General features: G+C 67.6%; 12 protein-coding genes. 3 read left to right on the top strand and 9 right to left on the bottom strand.

The features are described 5' to 3' along the window. Positions 1-706: 706 nt before the first annotated feature. The 5 genes from ACGF4F_RS26080 to ACGF4F_RS26060 all read right to left on the bottom strand — a co-directional run bounded on the left by ACGF4F_RS26080 (position 707) and on the right by ACGF4F_RS26060 (position 5515). On the bottom strand, positions 707-2089 hold the full coding sequence (locus ACGF4F_RS26080; RefSeq protein ID WP_393081112.1) for an SAVED domain-containing protein: 1383 nt from the start codon (positions 2087-2089) through the stop codon (positions 707-709). A gap of 92 nt (positions 2090-2181) precedes the next feature. Continuing rightward, complete coding sequence (locus ACGF4F_RS26075) at positions 2182-2694, bottom strand: Mov34/MPN/PAD-1 family protein (protein ID WP_393081109.1); 513 nt, start codon at positions 2692-2694, stop codon at positions 2182-2184. After that, entirely contained in the window at positions 2691-3974 is a 1284-nt protein-coding gene (locus tag ACGF4F_RS26070) for a HesA/MoeB/ThiF family protein (RefSeq protein ID WP_393081107.1), read from the bottom strand. Before ACGF4F_RS26070 ends, ACGF4F_RS26075 begins: the two co-directional genes overlap by 4 nt. After that, positions 3971-4540 (bottom strand): hypothetical protein, encoded by a 570-nt coding sequence (locus tag ACGF4F_RS26065; protein WP_393081104.1) that lies wholly within the window; start codon positions 4538-4540, stop codon positions 3971-3973. The genes ACGF4F_RS26070 and ACGF4F_RS26065 overlap by 4 nt, the downstream gene beginning before the upstream one ends. A 3-nt stretch (positions 4541-4543) precedes the next feature. Then, positions 4544-5515 carry a nucleotidyltransferase domain-containing protein gene (locus ACGF4F_RS26060; protein ID WP_393081101.1) on the bottom strand — a complete coding sequence of 324 codons (972 nt, stop codon included), beginning with the start codon at positions 5513-5515 and terminating at the stop codon, positions 4544-4546. A 112-nt stretch (positions 5516-5627) separates the two neighbouring features. Between ACGF4F_RS26060 and ACGF4F_RS26055 the strand changes: the two genes are divergently transcribed. The 3 genes from ACGF4F_RS26055 (at position 5628) to ACGF4F_RS26045 (ending at position 9027) form a co-directional block, all read left to right on the top strand. Further along, the gene (locus tag ACGF4F_RS26055) at positions 5628-6185 is read left to right on the top strand and encodes a hypothetical protein (protein ID WP_393081098.1); all 558 of its coding nucleotides are present in this window, start codon (positions 5628-5630) and stop codon (positions 6183-6185) included. Positions 6186-6328: 143 nt separating this feature from the next. Continuing rightward, entirely contained in the window at positions 6329-7132 is an 804-nt protein-coding gene (locus ACGF4F_RS26050; RefSeq protein WP_393081095.1) for a DUF6308 family protein, read from the top strand. Positions 7133-8244: 1112 nt separating this feature from the next. Beyond that, the gene (locus ACGF4F_RS26045) at positions 8245-9027 is read left to right on the top strand and encodes a transposase family protein (protein WP_393081092.1); all 783 of its coding nucleotides are present in this window, start codon (positions 8245-8247) and stop codon (positions 9025-9027) included. A gap of 61 nt (positions 9028-9088) precedes the next feature. Here ACGF4F_RS26045 and ACGF4F_RS26040 read toward each other — a convergent pair whose 3' ends face one another. From ACGF4F_RS26040 to ACGF4F_RS26025, 4 genes are all read right to left on the bottom strand, one after another. Next, positions 9089-11425, bottom strand: a complete 2337-nt coding sequence (locus ACGF4F_RS26040) for a DUF4365 domain-containing protein (protein WP_393081089.1) — start codon at positions 11423-11425, stop codon at positions 9089-9091. A 579-nt stretch (positions 11426-12004) separates the two neighbouring features. Then, a complete protein-coding gene (locus ACGF4F_RS26035) occupies positions 12005-13318 on the bottom strand; it encodes a TIGR02679 family protein (protein WP_393081086.1) in 1314 nt (437 codons plus the stop codon). Next, complete coding sequence (locus ACGF4F_RS26030) at positions 13315-17520, bottom strand: TIGR02680 family protein (RefSeq protein ID WP_393081083.1); 4206 nt, start codon at positions 17518-17520, stop codon at positions 13315-13317. The genes ACGF4F_RS26035 and ACGF4F_RS26030 overlap by 4 nt, the downstream gene beginning before the upstream one ends. After that, positions 17517-18755, bottom strand: coding sequence for a TIGR02678 family protein (locus ACGF4F_RS26025; protein WP_393081080.1), 1239 nt, complete (start codon positions 18753-18755; stop codon positions 17517-17519). The genes ACGF4F_RS26030 and ACGF4F_RS26025 overlap by 4 nt, the downstream gene beginning before the upstream one ends.

Genomic DNA, 18755 nt, shown 5'->3' with positions numbered 1-18755 from the left:
CCCGCACGCTGCTTCGCACCGATGATGACTGCTCCATCAGGGTTGAGCGCGTTCCGGTTTGCGCATGCATCGGCAACGACGCAGTCGCTAAAACAGTGACTTACGTGGATGATGGAGGTGCCGGCGAAGCGGTTCTGACCCCGGCGCAGGTTGCAGCGATCGAGCAACTCGTCGCTCGCGCTCGCGACGTCGGCCGGGTCTCCGGCCGCGAGCCTTGGCGAGATGCGTTCGTCTGGCTGACCAGAGGGCGGTGGGGACGCCGATCCGGGTGGCCGGTGGTTCCACGCCTCACCACGCCTTGGCAGGGCACCATCTCGGCGGAGCGACCGGGCTGGCGGACACGCGCGGAGAATCTCCGTGACCCGGTCTGTGAAGGGCTCTGCCAGGGTGATTACGCCTTCGCCGTCGACTACGAGGTTTGCAGACGTTGCCGGATCGGCTGGGTGGAGCAGCCCTACACGCCGCCTTCTGTCAGGCGGCATGGTCTGGCTGCGGCTGGTCTCGCTGCCTTGCGGTCTGAGCACCCCGGTTTTGCGTGGCATACCCTCGGCGGCCATCCTCCATATCAGGCCGAATCGATCTAGCGATTTCTGGGGTCCCTCTCGGCGTGGCTTGCATCGTTCGCCCAAACCGCGTGCTCAACCGATCGCGCATCGGCCCGTCCTGGCCGCGCTGAACCGAGATCTCCCCATCCGCCGACCGTCGGTTAGGCATCAACCTCGAACGCAGGAACGTAGCCGTGGCCGGTGCCCAGATCTTCATAAACGGCTGTCGGGGCAACCCTGTTCCAGCGGTGCCCGAGCAGCAATGCGAGGCCGCCTGGTCCGGCGAGGAAGAGGTGAACACGGGTGGCAGGGTCGCGTTCGAGTTCTTGCCGGATGGCGTTACGCAGGGCCTGGGCATAGGCGACGGCCGCGCCGGGACCGGCGACGGATTGGTCGTGGGCACCGTCGGCGGGCAGGAGCGTGAGGACTCTGCCGATCGGGAGGTTCGCGTCGGTGATGTAGCGGGTCACCGCGGTGGTCGGGTCGACGCTCATGCCGATGGCCACGGCAAGTTCCTTGCCCGCGCCGATGGTGGTGGTGATGTTGCTGGGCGCGGGAACCGGAACGTGCTTGGCGTTCGAGGCCCAGGCGACACCGTTCTGTAGGTAGGTGATGGTGGTGCCGCTGACTTGGGCGAAGCGGGTCCCGACGGTGAAAAAGGTCGCCTGACGCATGTAGCCGCGCAGCACGATGTCCTTGAGGCCCTGCAGAGCGATGGTCTCGACGGCTTGGTCGATGTCGTCGCTCATGGTGGCCCAGTCCGCCGGATCACGGGGTCGGCGTCGCAGGGGTGGTGTGTCGCCCTCGTACAGATCGACCCAGTCGAGGACGACGGTGGCGTCATCCGGGTGCGGGTCGTGTTTGATCGCCTGTACGAGGAGTACGGCGCGGGGATCGTGGGCGTGCAGACTCACTCGCTCCACCTCCGTGCGGATGTCCTCGGGGCTGAGGACTCTCCTGCCTTCGCGTACCCATTCGGCGACGAGGCCGACTCCGCGGTCAAGGGCGTCCTTGTCGGAGAGCAGACCGTTGGCGAGCATGAGGGTCCGTGCCCGGTCTTCTTCGCTGCTCACGGTCAGGCCAACCTTGAAGAAGAGAGCGTCGAGCATGGCGAGGACCTCGTCGCGGTCGCACTTCAGAAGTTTCGCCCAGTCGTCGATGCGGCGGCCCGCGTCGGAGGCGGGATCTGCGAGGCGGGCTAACGGGTTGAGGCAGTCGGTGCGCCCGTCAACGAGGCTCAGCAGCGGGTCAGCAGGGTCGAGCGCCCGGTTGGTGGTCAGTTCCATGATCGGCGGGGCGTCGTCACGGTGGCGCAACAGTTTCCAACTCGCGTGGAACTTGGTCAGCAGCGCCTTGCCCGTCTTGCTCGGCGGGACGGTCAGGTAGGCGTCGTTGATGAGGTCGGCGGTCTGGGCTGCCCACTTCACCTGCGCGTACCGGTGCCGGTCGGCGTTGGCGCGGAGGATGACGTCGTCCACGTTGCCGGCACCATTGGATTCGATCTCCAGTTGGCTGTACGGGCTGCGGGGCTGGATGACGCGCATGGCCGCCGACCACGCGATGAGGTCCTGGTAGTGGAACCCAGATCGCAAGTTTCCGACCCGGGACCGCGAGCCAGCGGCAGGACGAGGCGCGTTCATCGGTGTTCCTCCGGTGCGGTTGGGCAGTAATCGTCGGTGGAAAGGATCAGGGGGACGGCGACCGCTTGGTCTCCGAAGCAGGTCCAGGCGTACGCGGCCGGCCGATCCCACCCTGGGTTCGCGACGGCGATGATCGAGACGATGGCCTCGAAGCCGAGATCGGGGTCGGCGAGCAGCCGTGCGTACGTGGCGAGATCGCGTTCGCTGGGGACTGGGGCTGCGGCGAGGTGGGTGTGCCATTCGCCGATCCAGATGCTGCCATCCCGGGTGAAGGCGTCGTGAGCGAGCTGCTGGGCGTGTCCAAGATCGCGGAGGAAGAAGTCGGGCTGCCGTACTGCCGTCGGCCCGGGATCGCCGGCGACCCGGACTTCCGCCATGCCATCGTGGAGGTGGCCGAGCAGGATGCCTCCGGTCTCGTTGCCGTCCAGGGAGCGACCACATTCTCGGCTGACGACGGTGTGGGCGGCGGCCGTGAGATGGACGCGCTGGACCGGCGACTCGACGGTCACGGTTCCTCGCAGGTCGGGCAACCGGGTACAGGCGGGCGAGCGTCCAGCCAGCGAAGTTCTCCGGCGCGTGCCAGGTCGAACGGCGGCGGCCAGCCTAGTTTCGGGCGGAGCGCGAGCAGCCCGTGGTCACCGGGCAGCCGCTGGTCCGGGTGGCCCGCACGTTCCAGCAGCGTAGCGACGGTGGCCTTGGCGGCGAGTTGGCCGACCAGGTGAAGGTCGGACCCGACTGCGGTCATGGGTCGGTGGCGGGTGCCGGTGCCGTAGCCGGCGTCCAGGGCGGGTTCGGGGTCGATGGCTCCGGCGTCGGTGAGTGCCTGCCGTTGGCAGACCAGGCATCCCCGGTCCGGCCACGGCCGTAGTCGCAGGATCTCGCCGATGCCGCCGTCCTCCAGCACGCAGGCGAGTACGGCGTCCAGCCCGGCGCGGCGGCCTAAGTGGCTGACGACCCGGCGCGGGGCAACGCCATCGGCGGTGCACACGACGAGGTCGCTGCGGGCCAGGAGCGGCCGGACCTTGTCGGCGTCGCGGATGACGTCGAGGGCGTGCGGCTCGACGCTCGTGCCGGGTCGCAATCGTTCGAGGTCGTCACGGAGGGCGAAGACCTTCATCTTGCCGACCTGTGCCGGGCCGCTGACGTGACGCACGAGGTTGCGCCACAGCAGGCGGTCAGGGTCGACGAGCACCAGCCGGCCTACACCGTAATCAGCGAGTGCGTGCACCGTAGCGCCGCCGATGCTGCCGGCCCCGACCACGGTTACCGTTGCCGCAGCCAGGCTGTCGACCGGCCACTGCGGGGCGAGTTGCGCGTGACCGACGACCTGCGGTTCGCAGGCCACGTCCAAGGGCTCAACGCCGTCGGCGGTAACGCGCCAGGCCGCGAACTCGGAGATCCCAGCGCCGGGATAGTCGGCTTCCACGCCGGGCGCATACGTCAACGCGATGTAGTCGCTGCGGCCCGGGTTCTTGAACCCGGAGCGTACTTGCTCGGCGAAGTACGCGACGGTCAGCGCGCTCTGGCGGTGTCCCGCGGCCATCCCATGGACGTGGAGGTCCGCTGTGGCTCGGTACCAGAAGCCCCCTTGGCGAGCTTCGCCGGAGTTCAGGAAATGCGTACGCGGCGTCATCCCTACGGGGAGGGTCAGCCCCTCCTTCACGGAGATCGCGCACAGGTAGCCGACGTTCTCGGCGTCGGAGACCATGAAGGTCGCACTTCCGTGGCTGCCCGCGGCACGCAGTCGGTCAACGCCCTCGCGCGGGACCATGACCAGTAGCCGGTTCACGTGGCGCCATCCAGTTCACGCTCTGCCGGTTGATCACCGAAAGCCTCGATGGCCTTGACCGCGACCGCGATCAGGTGATCGGACTGCGCGTCGTCGACGATGCCGTGCAAGGTCATTGCCTCGATCACGCCAGCCTTCATCAGCGCGTACTCCACCCGCCAGCCAGCCGCTTTCAGCAGCAGGTCCAGCACAGACCCGCGGCCGTTCCATGTGGCATCGTCCTGCAGCAGACACAGGCTGCCGTTGCCGTTGACGTGCCACTTGTGGTCCGTGCGCTGGGCGATCCCCGGTCTCGGATCACCTGGATAGATCAACGGCGCGACCATCGGGTAGGCGTGCCCGTACACGAGAAGGGCCTCCAGACCCTCCTCGCCGACCAGCGCCGGTAGGCCGGCGGGCTCTGGCCGGTCGAACGGCCACCGAGGCAGCCGCCCAACCCATCCGCCCGCGCCCTCGTCGACCCACTGCAATCCGGGAAACCATTCGCCGATCTCGGCCTCGTCACGGGCGAGCCGGCGCGGCTCGCACTGCCACCACGTCACCGCGCCGCCATCGTCAGGTGTCATCGGTCAGCCCTGCGGGGCGTCCTTGATCGGCCGAGGAACGATCAACGCGGGTCCGGTCACGGCCGGCCTGGCCTTCTTCTTCGCCGGTGCCGGGAAGTCCTCGCCGAAGATCTCCTGCCAGGCCCGCAGTGCGTCGTCCGTGTCGCCGGCCGCCGCATGTTCGCACGCGCACGTGGCGATCTCCGACGCCTCCTCCAGCGCGGTCCGCAGGCCGATCTTGTCCAGGTCCGGCTGGATCAGACCGCAGTGGCCCGCCGGGTCCTCGATCGGCGTGTTCACCCGGACCGCCGCGGCCGTAAAGAACGCCCGCAACGCCTCGGCCCGGCTCCCGGAGCGGGGCATGCATTCGAGAGCCAGGACCTCGATCAGCAGCGACTTGATCTTGCCCTCGACCTTCACGGAGCGCCGCCAGTCCTTGAGGACGCGCACGATCGGCCGGAAATACGCCCAGTCCGCCTGATGGCTGGCCACGCGCCGGACGAGGTCCTCCGGGTCCGCGGTCACCCACGTCTGCGACAGCGCCTCCGGGATCAGCAGCGTGCTGTCGGCCTGTCGAAGCGCCGGCATCGTGTCGACGGTGAATGCCTCCGGGTCGTCCGGGTCGTCGATGAAGCACTTCACCGCGTGGTTGCGCCAGCGGGCCAGCCGGACCAACTTGTCGATGGTGCCGTTGGTCGCCCCCAGCAACGCGTTGACCCGCCCCCGCGTGTAGTCCAGAGCCTCCTCGGCCGAGTCGCCGGGCTGGCCCCAATCCTGGTGGTCGTCCTCCGCGTACACGACCACCAGGTCCACGTCGTGGATCGGCTTGAGTTGTGTGCTGCGGCGCAGCGAACCCGACCCGAACACCTCCGCGACGTCACTCTCGGCCTCGAACGCCTCCTTGAATATGTCACGCCGAGCGCGGGCCAACACCACCTGCAGCCGCTCGGCGTCCACGGTCTTCTGGAACTCGTCGAACGCCTCGTCTACGCCCATCTCTCTCCTATACGGTCAAACCATCGCATCGGTGAGCGATCGCCGGGCTCATCGGTAGCCCACGGTCACCTACCTCGCTGGCGGGCCGTCCATTCCCGACTTCGCGTCGAAGATGCCGACCGTACCGCCGGGGTACGACATCCAGTCCGGGATCACGCCTCGCCTGCTGGCCTGGTGTCGAGTCGTGGGTCCGGCGACCTGGGTCCAGTGGATGCTGACGAGGGACGACCACATCGGCAAGGCGGGCATCCCGAACATGGCCTGCGGCAAGTGGGCGCTGAGCCGGTGGACCTGGCAAGACAACCTGATGTTGGCCTGGTACGGCCTCGACACGGATTTCAGCGTTCGCCTCTACCGTCCAATCGCCGGCGGCGCGGTCCAGTGGGGCGTCGATTTCGAGCAGCCAGTGCGCGAAACCCCGATCGGTTTCGACACGTTCGACCTGCTGCTCGACATTACGCTCGACCAGGACCTCAACTGGAGGTGGAAGGACTGCGACGAGTACGAGCGGGCGCGGCGGCTCGGCGTGATCACCGACGCTGATCACGCTCGGGTTGAGCGGGCTCGCGACCGGGCCGTCGCGTTCATTGAGCTCGCGGTGGCCCTTTGCGACGGACTGGTCGTATTGGGAGATCTCGGTGAGCTGGTCGCTTCCCGTCCTGCCGGATGACGCGCTCACCCTGCCCTGAGCGGAGCCGACCGGCGCGCTTCCAGGCCGGAGTGACGAGTGGCTAACCAGCATCTACCTCTCGACGACTTGCCACGGCAGGGTCGTCCGTCGATCTTCAGGAGACCAGCCCGTACGGTGTCGCTGTGACTACTGACCTCCCCGAGATGGTCATCGACCCGGCAGCGGCAGGGTTTGACGGCGACGTGCTGGCTCCGGTGCCCGTGACGGATGCAGCCCGACGAGTGCTCGCCTTCTGCACCGAGCCGCGCAGCGGATGGGTCACCTACCATCTCGCCGCCCGCAGCACCCATACCTCCGGCCTGTTCGATCAGGTCACCACCTGGTCACTGCTCTACGCCAACGCGCTCGCCGGCCGAGTGGACATCGAAGACGTGGCCGGATTCTCCCGTGACCGCCGACGCGACTTCGCAGCCCGAGTCGCCGCCATACCGGAGGACACCGACCTGCACACGATGAACGACGATGGCGTAGCCACGGTTGTCAACCTGTGCCACTTCGGGTACCACGGTGTCTGGGGACCCAAGATCACCAAGTTGGGTGCACTGTATCGGCCCCACGCGGTTCCCGTGCTCGACGGACACGTTGCGGAAGTGTTCGGCTTCAACCGTGAGGGCTTCTCGAGCAAGGCGCGCCAGCACGGCCTGGACCGCCGCGAGCGCATCGACAAGGTCGTTCGGGCCCTGGCAATCTGGATTCGCATCCACCGCGCCGAGATAGCGGCCCTGCGGGATGCCGTGACACCAAACGTTCCCGAGATCCACGACCTACCAGACCTTCAGTTGATCGACATCGTCTTGTGGACATCGCAGGACGACAAGCCGACATACCGGCGGCCCGGCCAAGGTGAACGATGGATCAACCGGCCAGTCGGCCAGCATGCCACAGCCGAGGAGCTACGGCCTGAACCGATCCCCGCAGCCGAGTAGCCACTCGCTGGCATGAAATATGAACCTTGGTCAACGTCCATCCGTGAGGCGCGGCTGCGGATCGCACGCAAGAAGTGATCATGGCGCGCCCCTTTCGTCCGACAACGCGACATGGATTCAGATGGTGTCGGCTTGAATGGAGCGGACCCGGCGTCGAGGGGTGCACGACGAGCAAATCGCGCGCCGGGATCGCCGCCAGCAGCAGCACCACCTGGTGTGAGGTGATGCCGCACATCTGCCGGGCCGCGACGGGCAGCGGTAGTGCCCCGCGGGCGCCGACGGCGTGCTTTTCGTCAGGTCTCGCGGTGATCAGGAGAATGCCATCGGTGACGTCGACATGGAGGCGGTGACCGGACGGCCAGCCCAGCGCCCGCAGCAACGCCCGGGCGGCCACCCGGCCGTCGGCGTCCGGGCGGGCCACGTCGAAGACGATGCCGTCGACCGGTTCCCGCGCAGGTGGGACGGCTGCGGGCAGCGCTGGCGGTGCCGGGCGAGGAAGCGGGGTGGGGACGACCGCGGCGATCAGCTGCTCGTCGAGGCGTCGGCGGGGGCGGTTGCCGGGCGGCCGTCATGGTGATCGCCGCAGCCATTCGCGCGGCCTCAGCCACTACAGGCATGAGCTGCCGCGTGGCGCAATTTGAGCAACCAATTCGATCCGCCTGCGCCGATGGCAGCATAGCCGTCAATCCGGCCACGGAGAAGGGCATCTCCAGCAGGCATAGCTTGCACTGGAGTTTGCGCCGCAAGACACCAGCGACGGGCACCGGCGCATAATTTCAAGGGGACGCTGGAGTTGTCACCCCCTCGGGTACGCGCCCTTGAAAATCGCCACAAGGTTACGCAGATAAGGCTCTGGATCAAGCTCGCCGATCAATCCCGCGTTCGCCGCAACCCATTCTTCCTCCGAATTATCGGATCGTGCGCGACAACCAGGTCGGGGGCGATGTTCACGGCATAGAAAGGGTCGCCGATCATGGCAACAACATTGAGCCCTTTCCAACCTGATCTTGCAGGTCAGGGTGGTAGGCGGGGTCCGCAGATCGATGAGGGCGAGGCTCCAGGTAAGACAGCAAATCGACCAAAACCCGATGCCCCGACCGGGAGCCTCGCCTGTGCTGTCCTACCCCTCCACAATCTCGTTGTCCAGTCGGACCTTGAACCACCTGGCCGATCGCATCCGCAGCCACCGCAGCCAGCGCCGTTCCAGGTGGCGGCGCCTCGACGCGGGACGGCAGGCACTGCTCGCCCTGGCTCACCTGCGCAACGGTGATACCTACACCCGGCTGGCCGCCGGGTTCGCCGTCGGCGTGAGCACCGCATGGCGGTACGTGCAGGAAGCGATCACGCTGCTCGCTACGGCCGCCGACGACCTGGCCACCGCCATGGACCGGATCCGCCGACTGGCGTACGCGATCCTGGACGGCACCTTGATTCCGATCGACCGAGTCGCCGACCAGAAGCCGTACTACTCCGGGAAACACAAGCGCCACGGCGTGAACGTGCAGGTCATCGCCGATGCCGCCGGCCGCCTCGTCTGGGCTTCGCCGGCGCTGCCCGGCTCGGTGCATGACCTGACCGCAGCCCGGACCCACGGCATCATCGAAGCGCTGACCAGGGCAGACGTGATGACCTTCGCCGATAAGGGCTACCAAGGAGCCTGCGGCAGCGTGCGCACTCCGTTCAAGCGGCGCCGCTTCCGGCCGAATCTGTCACGCCGGCAGAAGGCCGTGAACCGCGCCCACGCGAAAATCCGCGCCCGCGGCGAACGCGCGATCGCCACCCTCAAGACCTGGAAAATCCTGGTCAAGCTGCGCTGCTGCCCACGGCGAGCGACCACGATCGTGCAGGCCATCCTCGTTCTGCACCACGTCGAAGCCAACCGCTACGCAGGATGAAAAGGGCTCATTATCGGGCGTCCACTCGCCGTCTGCTCCGTTCATCCGCGACTCCCGTAACTCAGTCCTGGGCTTCGAGCCTCGCGAGTTGAGCACGCGCGTCGTGATCCGACTCGAAGCGGTCCATCAGGGTCATGGCCGTGGCTTGACACTGCGGGCCGACACCGAACTTCAGGTGCAGTTCGACCCATGCGCGCACGACGCTCGGGTGGAAGACGTTTGGGCGTAGCTGGCAGTACGTGGTCCAGGCCGTGTCCCAGTGGTCCTGGTTGAGCTGGGCATAGATCAGCCCCCAGCCGTACTCGGCGTCGTCGGCCTGGTCGCGCAGCGCGGTGCGGCAGACCGCCTCCATGCCCGTCCAGTTCCCGAGCGTCATGCGTCGCTCGATCATGCGGCGGTGCAGTTGCCGACGATGTTCGGCGGGGAGCTCGCCGGTGGCGAGCAATTGTGCGGCGCAGGCCTCGGCTCCGTCGAAGTCGCCGCGCGACGCCAAAATGTTGATCTTATCTTGGAGGCCTTTAAGCGCCCCGTAGATTCTCCAGATCTCATCGCAGACCGCGAGCGCCTCGTCGAAACGACCCGCCTCGTGCAGCAGTTCGACCAGCATCTCCCCCGCAGACGGCGAGGGCTGCGACCGTAGCATCGCGACTGCGGCATCGAGGTCTCCTGCCGCGGCGGTGTGGCGGGCTGTGAACAGGAGCCGATCGTGGTCGTCGAGGTTCGCCAGCGCACCCAAGCGGTCGAGATCGGCCGGTGCGAGGGCTCCGTGCGCGGCGAGCCGATGCAGGATGATCCGGGCGGCGAACGCGGTGTCAGCGGCGTCGAGCGCGGCCCTCCACGCAATGACCGTCTGCTCCCGGGGCTGACGGGGATCGGCGGCGAGGGCGCGTAGCAGCGGTTCGGTCGTGGTGTCACGCATCGCGTCGGCGAACCGAGCGGCCCGCGCACGGTCGCCGAGGGCGATGCTGGCCTGGGCGCCGACGATGGCGACCGTCGGATCGGCGGCCTCCCGATCGGTGGCCTGCCCGCCGAAGTCCACGGGGGTGGCCAGCTCGATAACCTCGGTGAAGGCCTGGGCGAGCATGCGTTCCTGCACGACGAGTCGGTGGGCGTCCTCGCTGGGTCCGGCCCATCGGCGCATCTCGTCGCGGACGGCTACGGCCAGCTCGACCGCGCGGCGCTGGTCGTGGTGCGGCACCACCGAACTGCCTCGGACCATGCGTTCGATCAGCACGCGCGCCTGCCCGAGTCTGCCGCCGACGATGCGCGGGAACCTTCGGCAAGACCGGTCGTACAGCGTCAGCGCTTGGTCGAGATCTCCCCGTGCGAACGCGCGTTCGGCGAGAAACAGCAGGCAGGTGGGTTCAGCGTTGAGTTGTTCATCCGAAGCGTTGCGGAGCAGTGTTTCGAGGGCACTTTCACGGCCTGCTTCGTCGGCGTCGAAGGCACAGACTGCAACGTCGGCGAGCAGGCTCACCCCGGCGTGCTCGCGGGCGAGCCGTAGCAGGTCGTTCGCGTGCTGGCGGTCGTCGGCCACCATCGCCATCACGGCCGCGACGCCGGCGAGCCGGACCCGTTCGGCCATGGCCGCCTCTGGCACGGTCCGGGCGGAGGCCAACGCGAACGCTCTCATTGCCAGGTCACGGTGGCCGTGCTCGTTGGCATACGCGCCGATCGTCGTCAGCCGCAACGTGCTCGCGTGCGACCAGCCCCGGCTCGCGTCCAGCAGCGCCTCCACCGTGTCCCGGGACTGTTCGCGACCCTCGCTCAAAAACTTCGCCAAGCGAAGTGCCCCGTCCGGGTCGACTGGACGCAGCGCCGACAGCATCTCCACCGCAGACGGCGGCAGCAACGGCAGCGCCTGTTCGACGGGGTCCGCAATTGCCGGAACGGTGGCGAGCGCGAGCTCGCGAAGCCGCAGCTGCGCTCGGTCGTCGAGGATCTGCGCTTCTGGTATCTCGATCCACCAGGACTTGTCGGTGTAGTGGACGGCGTCGTGCGTGATCTGGACCCAGTAGCCGGCCCGGGTATCGGCGTCGACGATCACCAGGATCACGGGCATCAGGTTCGCAAGCCAGTACCGCAGGTGTCGTGGTTCTCCCATGAACCGCCAGCCGCCGGCGGTCCGGCGTTTGAAGTAGGACGGCCCACACTTGATCTGCACGGCAAGATACCGTCCCGACGGCTCGGCTGTGAGCCCGTCGACCTCGGCAAGGGCATCAATCCCGTGGTCGGACACAATTTGTTCCCGGAAGGCCCAGCCCATGATGCTGAAAGCGCCTTCGACGGCGGAGACGCCGATGCGCTCGCTCTGTGCTGTTGTCCGGGTCATACAGGCCAGTTCCTCTCCGGGTTCGGCCACGTCGCAACCGCGTTTCGTCTTGGTCGTGGGTTCCACGGTGCTGTCAGCCGAGGGTGCGGCTGTCCACGCAGCGACACCGTAGCTGGCCGGTACGACATTAAGATGTTCTTGGCTGCGATGGGGCCAGAAGTCTGGTAGGTCCGGTGTGCCTCGTCGGCCGGTCATCGATTCCGATATCGATAAAAGACCGGCAGAGGTTTCTCCTGCACTTGGTGCCGGCCGCCTACAACTCGCCGCCGATCACCAGACGATCCTTGACCCGCTCACCCCCACACGTCATTCGTCATGGTCGGCACTTGGTCACGGTGCTCGTGATCATCGTGAGGGCGGCGGCGCGGGCATGCACGTCAGGCGACTCGCCGAGATCGGTGTAGTCGAGGAGGTTGTCGAGCGCCTCGTCGTGCGTGACGGGTCACGACGTGGTCGTCGTCCGGGTGGATCGCCCATCGTGTCAGCGCGGCCAGGACGATCGGGAGGTCGCCAGCGGATGCGCCGAAGCTGGCGAGCACGCCGTATCCAAGGTTTCCGGGACCAGGCTTCCCGTTTTGGCGGTGTTGGGCGCCGGGTCGGCCTCGCATGCTGTCGTCGCGGCCTGCATCTGGTCGGCGGTGCGGTTCAGCTTTGCACAGGCGAGTTGGCGCGCCCGGCGAGGTCGGGAAGCAATGTGGGCAGAAGTGCTTCCTCGTGGATGGCAATGCCTTCGTGCTCCATTGCCGCAGAGAGTCCAGGCTCCCACGGTGTGGCTGCCCCGGCCCCGGACAGAGCGAGGCGGGCGTTGGCGTTCAGCCTGCTTACTGCGTCTACGTAGTCCTGTGCTCCCATCCGCCACGGCGTTGCGCCGCGGTCAAACAACCGAGCGGCGATGCGAACTCCGGGCCAGTCGAAGTCCCCGTGGTAGCTCACGGTCGCGCCGTCTGCGATCAGGCGAGATAGCAGTACGAGGCCGGCCGAGGCCGGGTTACCTGCGAAGCACAACAGAGGTTCCGGGGCACTGGCGCGGATGGCGGCCTGCAGCACTTGGGGGTTCTCGCACGCGTACACCCGCTGGCCTGGTTTGGCGAGAGGAAGGTCGGCCATGGCGCGCAGCTCGTGCAGGGTGAGATGGGTGACCAGCCCGAGGTCGGCGCGGTCGGTCATCATGGTCGACCATCGATGTGTACCTGGCGGGCGCAGCGCCCAGACCATGACGGTGCCCGATACCTGATCTTTTGTTACGCCGACCGTCTCCCACAGAGCGCGGCGCTCGCTCGGTGAAGTGGGTGCGGGTTCGCGTGCGGCCTCGGCGATTGCGCGTAACACCAGGGCGGCTGTGAGGGTGCCGTCGTCGAGCCCGTGCGCGTTTCCGGTGGTTGTGCTGGCGAGTTCGCCGAGCTCCCACCGGGATTCGACCAACTTCTCGCCTCCCGAGAGCACGGTGCCGTCGGCGATTTCGACCAGGACGGCGACGGCTGCATTGACGGCTGCGTGCGCGGCCGGTGCGCCGGCCCGGGTGAGCAGCCCGGAGCGCCGCACACTGTCGGCGAACGCGGGCGCCCATGACGCGTTGGCGAGGCCTGCCGCAGCGAGGCCGGTGTCGAGTGCGGACCATACCTGCGACCAGGCCGCCGCCTTCTGGTCGCGGGCAGCGGCACGGTCGACGAGCGGTCCGGTGAGGGCGCCGAGGACAGCGACGAGCCCGGCTGCGGCGGCGCTGCGGCGTAGCGCCTCGTCGAGTGCTGCCAACTGTAGTCTTGCCGAGCCTGCGGCATATGGCCGGCGGAGCAGACCGCCGAGCCGGGTCGCTGCCTCTTCATTGAGGTCAACGCTGATTGTTCCGGTGAGCTGGAGCCGGTTGCGTTCCAGTCGCTGCCGGGCGCGTTCCCATACCGGGGTCAGTGACTGGTGTCCGAGGTAGTCGCGCAGGCGGTCGGGCAACGGGGCTTCGGTCATGCCACTGACCGTAGGTGCCGGGCGTGTCCGTCCCAGTGCACGTGGGTGGTGATTGCCGCGCTTCCTTCACGGCGGCGGACCTCGTACACGTCGAGCGACGGCACCTGTGGGTAGCAGCCCCAGAGGGCGTGGCCGGTCATGGCGAAGTCGATGTCGAGGCGTACCAGTAGACCCATCAGTACGCCGATGGTGCGGTTGTCGACTTTGGCGAACGCGTCGTCCAAGACGATGAGCCGTAGTGCTCGTGAGGTGTCGGGCAGGCCGGAGAGGTAGGCGTCGACGGCCGCGAACAGGGTCACGTAGGACACGAAGCGGGTCTCGCCCTGTGAGAGCTTCGACCGCTTGCTGATGCGCCGCTCTTGTCCTGCCGCGGGGCCGCGAATGATGACTTCGACATCATGCCAGGACCGGTAGTCGAGGGCGGATTTGAGGTGAGCGGTGTACCCGGCGTTCGCGTCGACGTTCATCTGTCCGTCAACGCGGGCTTTGAGCAGGTCGATGAGTTCGGCGTTGTCAGCCTCGGAGCGAACGTCGTTGGCAACGGCGACGAGTTCGCTGATCCGGGCCAGGGCTGATGTGGCGTCGGATTTGAGCGCCCACTGCACCCGGACGCCGATGCCGTGCGAGGTGTGGATGGCTCGCAGGCTGGCGTTCATTGCCTTGATCAGGTTATGAGCTTGGCCCAGTCGTCGCTGAAGTTCGTCGGCGACGCCGTCGAGGATGAACTTGGTGAACACTTGACGTTCCCGGTCAGACAGAGCCGTCCGGCCTTCGTCGACTTTGCGCTGCAATGTGGTGTGTGCGGCGGCGATGGTGTGGGTGTCGGCGGCGTCGACGAGGTCGACCAGCCGTACTCCGTCGGTCACGGTGGGTTGCACGTCGAATGTGCCAGTGAGGTCCTGTTCGAGGCGTTGTTGTGCGCGTACGACGGCGGTTTCGTCAACGGTTGGGCCACTGCGGTCGACGGCGTCGGCAAGTTGTCGGGCCGCGGTCTCCACCGTCGCCGGGTCGATGGAGACAGGGTCTGCGGCCGGGAGGTGCGGGAGGGACTGGCTTGTGTTCAGGGCGGCTTCGGTGATGCCGGGCAGGGTGGCGACACGGTGCAGCCGCGCTACCTCGTCCGCTAATGCCCTCCGCGCAGCGCTGGCCTCATCCTTCTTGTGCTTGGCAGTCACCGCTGCGGCGGCGACTTGACGTCCCAGTTCACCTTCAACCTTCCGGGTGTCTGAGAGTGTGCGCTTGGTCCGGCGGGCTTCCTCTTCGGCGGTCTTCAGTCGGGTGAAGACCGCTTCGGGGTCAGCGCCGATGGTTTCGCGTAGAGCACTCAACTCTGCTGCCTCGTGGTGCCATAGCGCCCAATCCTCGTCAGCGGTCGACTCGGCCTTCATCCGGTTTGCTGTGGCCTTCTGCACTTCGCTGACCCCGCGGATGTGTCGGTCGATGCATTCGCCAAGGTGGGTGAAGCCGTCGGCGAGCCGCGTGCAGGAGCCCGCAGCGGATTCGGCGGCTTGCCGCGCTGTAGCAAGTTTCTCGACGCCGGTCGGCAGGCCGGACGCGCGGCACATTTCAGCGTGTTGTCGACGGCGGGCGTCGAGATCGCGGCGCATCCCCTCGGCCTCTGCATGCAGACGCGCGGCCTTGCCGGTGGTGTTGCGGGCGTGCTGAGCCTGGGCGGCAGCGTCCGCTCGTGCCTGAGTCAGCTGTCGCGTGCGGGGTGCGGTGCGGAGGTGGGAGTCGAGCTGTTGTTCCCGAGCGCCCAGCGCGTCCCCTTCGGCCTTGTGTTGGCTGTCGATGCCAGCCAGTGCGCCGAGTTCGGTGGCGATCTCGTCGAGGCGGGCAGCGCGTGCGGCGGCGCGGGCCTGGGCACCGATGTGCGAGGCGGCGGGTACGCGATGCCGTCCCGTCAGCGGGCCGCTGCCCCAGCTGCCGTCGCGGGCGACCCAGACAGGGGCGTCGTGGTCGTCCAGGGCGATCCGAGCGAGGACGCTAGCGGAGAGTCCGGGCTCGATCGGGCAGGTTGGGTCCGGTGCGAGCACGTTGCTCAGCGGTCGGTTGACGGTCGGACCGGTGGCGGTGAGCAGGATCTGGCCATCGGCGGCGGTGACGGCCCCGTCGGGAGTGAGGTCGGCGGTGAGGAGTCCGGCGGCGTGCAGCGCTCCTTCGATTCCGGCCTTGTCGTCGTCACTGAGCTTCGGGTCCGTGAAGTCGACGGCACGCCACAGCGGCACACCCCCGGTGGGAGTAGAAGCTTGCCACGGCGCCCGTGCCGGTTCGGGGTCCCGTTCCCGGCGGAGGTCGGCTGCCTCGGCGTTCAGCGCTTCACGGCGGTCGCTGACGTCCTTCTTCCGCCGCTTGAGGTCGGCGCGGTCTTCAGATATCCGCTGCCGGGCCGGCCGGGCAGCCTCGTCGGCTGCCCGGTCGAAGCCGTCGAGCGGCAGACCGTCGTCACCGGCGAGGGCGTCGATGTCAGCCAAGACCCGAGCGAGTGCGGTTGTGTGCCAGTCGACTGGTCCGAGGAGTTCTTCGGTGGCGGGATCGGCGACCCAATTTCGCCAGTTCACCGCGAGGCTGGCTGCGGCGTCGTCGCGCCGGGCAGCTGCTTGACCGGCTTCCTCGGCGGCGGTGTCCGCTTCGTCTCTGGCGTCGCCGGCACGGTCCTCCGCGGCCTCGACCTTGCGCATCTGGTCCCGCAGCGCCACCGCGGTTGCATGTCGGTTGAGCGCCTGACCGGCTCGGTCCTTGGCGGCGCGCGCGACGTGACGAGCGGTTTCGGCTGCCCGTCTCGGCTCGTCAGGGGCGAAGGTGAGAGTTCTGGGCGTGGGACGTTCGAACGGGCTGGGCGCGCTCTCGCAGTCGGTGCGGACGCTTTCGGTGGTGGCGGGTTCGTCGTCGATGGTGGCGCTGGCTGCGGCGGGCAGGAGGTCGGCGGTCAGCCCCGCCTTCGTGAGCAGGTCACGCGTTTCGGTGAGGGTCTGCGCAGCGGCGTCGGCGGCGGCGATCACTTCACCGGCGCGTTCGTCGGAGGTGGCGACCAGAGCAGCTTCGGCATCCCGTGATGTTCGAGCGTTGGCCAGTGCCCGTTCGGCGGTCTGGTGAAGTGCCGCAATACGTCGCTCGGTTTCGATGAGCTGCTGGGCGTCTGTGTACTCACGGGATGCCTTGATGCCGCGGATCGTCGCGTCGAGTTCACCGGCACGGTCCGCCAGCTGGTTCAGCGTGTCGGCAGTCTGCTTATGCTGCGCCTGCAGATGCTCGTGTTGGCTGTGGGCGTCGTCTGAGTCCCGCGCGCTCCGGCGCGCACTCGCGGCTGTGGTTTTCGCTTGGTCGTTGGCGGCCAGCAGCACCCCAGCGGCGTATCGACGGTAGGTCGCCAGGAAGGTGCCCACATCGTTGGCCGCCTTCTCCAGCCGCTGCTGGGCATCGCGTGTGTCTGACAGCGCATCGAGTTGCTGTCCGGCGGCGGCCAACGCGGCCTCGGACAGCGGCGGCAGCGCGTCAGAGACGATCGCCGGGAGCAGGCCCGCTTCGATGCGGTTGCCGACGTCGGGGTTGCGCAGTACGTGCAGCAATTGCAGCAATCCGGCGTAACGTTCGCGACCGGAGTCACCGGTAAGGGCGAACACCTGGGTGCGCACTCGCTCGCGGTGTGTCTCTGCGGTGTCGGTGACCCGGTCAGAGCCGATCTTTTCGGCAAGCCGGTCACGCGATAGCGGTTCGCGGCTGTCGTCCAGCAGGTGGAGATCGACTCCCACCCGCAGGGGTGTGATGAAGTACCAAGGTTTCGCCTCGGCGGTGGCTTTCGAGAACCGGATGAAGGCGCCGAGCGTAAGGTACTCGGTTTCCGAGTCATCGGACTCGCCGATGAGTTCCAGCCACAGGTATCCGACGCGATTACCGCCAGCCTTTTCACCTGCGCCAGCAGCCATGAGGTCTTCAAGGCGAACCTTCTTCGCCCCGGAAGCGTCGATGTTGCGTCGATCGGCGTCCAGCAGGTAAGGGAGAAGCATCTCCAGGGCACGGCTCTTACCGGCGCCATTCGTGCCGCGCCAAATGATCCGCCCGCCGGAGCAGGTGAACTCGGAGTCGTAGTAGTACCACACGTTGACGATGCCGCCACGGTTGACGCGCCATCGCGACGGGTGGTGCTTGGGGGGAGTTTGGTCGAGGTCCTCGGCGGCCATGGTCGGGGCGGCGGGGGTCACAGACTCCCCAAGTCAAACAGGGACGGTGCGACGGGGGCGTCGGGTTCCAGACGCTCGTGGGCGCGGGTCTGGGAGGGCGCGAGCTGCACGTCAGGACGGTGACGAGCGGCGGCCGGGTGCAGGACCAGGCCGTCTTCGGTGGGGTCGGCGAGGCTGAGCGAGGTGAGGACGGATATGGCATCCCTGCACAGCACGCTGGGGTCGGAAACGTGCTCTGGGCCCCACATCTTCTCGTGGCGAACCGCGAGATCTCCGACAATCTCAGTCACCTGCGGCCACGGGCACAGCAACCCGGGTACCTGGCGGCCGTGCAGTTCTGCGGTCTTGCCTGCGGTCGGCTTGTGGACCCGCAGCAGCTCGTCAACGAGTAACAGCGCGGCCTGCTTCACCTTGCCGGGACCGGGGAATTCGACATCGGACAGGTGCCGGTCGGGGTCGTAGGCGAGTGCTCCCTCGGCGCGGACCTCGAGCACCAGGCCAAACAGGTCGTCGAGCGTGCGGGTCAGGTCAGTGCGTTCCCGAGACAACACGTCGCGCTCGGCGTCGGTGAGATCTTCACGGCGCACCAGGGGGTTCTCAACCAATTTGCGGCGCAGGCTGCGTCGAGGTTGCTCCGTGACATCGGGGCTCGAACTGACCAGCGCCTCTGGGCCGTCGAGCGCGGCAAGAGGCCGAGCCAGCAAGTGCGGAAGCATCTGCCGATGAACGGTCAACAGGGCTTCTTCCTGACGCTCTCCCCAGCCGCTGACGCTGCCGTCCGTCTCCTCGATCACGCCCCAGGCGATCAACTGGCGTAGCGCGGCGACGAGATGCCGTTGTTCGGTGCGTGAGTCGTCGAGGTCGATGCCCACCGTGGCGGCGTCGGCGCGCAGCTGTTCGACCAAGGCAGAGGCGAGCACCTGCTCGCCGGTGTCGGGGGCGAGTACCGCGGCACATATCAATGCCAGGTATGTGTAGGTGCGAGCCGTGAACTCTCCGCCGCTGTTGCGGCGGGCCGGCCGGACAGGTGCCGCGGCGGCCGGTAGCGGAGCCTTGACGAGGCGGGCGAAAGTCGGGTCAACGACCAGGATGTAGCCAAGCGCGGTCGCAAAGCTGCTCTTGAGCGCTGCGGCGTGGTGGCGAATCAGCGCGAGGGCGTCCGGGTCGGTTGCCGCGGTCAGCAGCGGTGTGCGCAGCAGCGCCCGTGCGGCGTCTCTGCGCTGGGTGACCTCATGGGCAACAATCGATACCGCCAC

It is taken from the genome of Micromonospora sp. NPDC047740 (genome assembly GCF_043204735.1).
Taxonomy (GTDB): Bacteria; Actinomycetota; Actinomycetes; order Mycobacteriales; family Micromonosporaceae; genus Micromonospora.
The sequence above is the reverse complement of the archived record's forward strand: the minus strand, read 5'-3'. Positions and strand labels throughout refer to the sequence as shown.

What these genes read in the sequence shown, in the direction of transcription:
- ACGF4F_RS26035 (WP_393081086.1), bottom strand. Translation starts at nt 13,318, where the DNA reads ATGACCGAAGCCCCGTTGCCCGACCGCCTGCGCGACTACCTCGGACAC.
- ACGF4F_RS26080 (WP_393081112.1), bottom strand. Translation starts at nt 2,089, where the DNA reads ATGCGCGTCATCCAGCCCCGCAGCCCGTACAGCCAACTGGAGATCGAA.
- ACGF4F_RS26060 (WP_393081101.1), bottom strand. Translation starts at nt 5,515, where the DNA reads ATGGGCGTAGACGAGGCGTTCGACGAGTTCCAGAAGACCGTGGACGCC.
- ACGF4F_RS26055 (WP_393081098.1), top strand. Translation starts at nt 5,628, where the DNA reads ATGCCGACCGTACCGCCGGGGTACGACATCCAGTCCGGGATCACGCCT.
- ACGF4F_RS26065 (WP_393081104.1), bottom strand. Translation starts at nt 4,540, where the DNA reads ATGACACCTGACGATGGCGGCGCGGTGACGTGGTGGCAGTGCGAGCCG.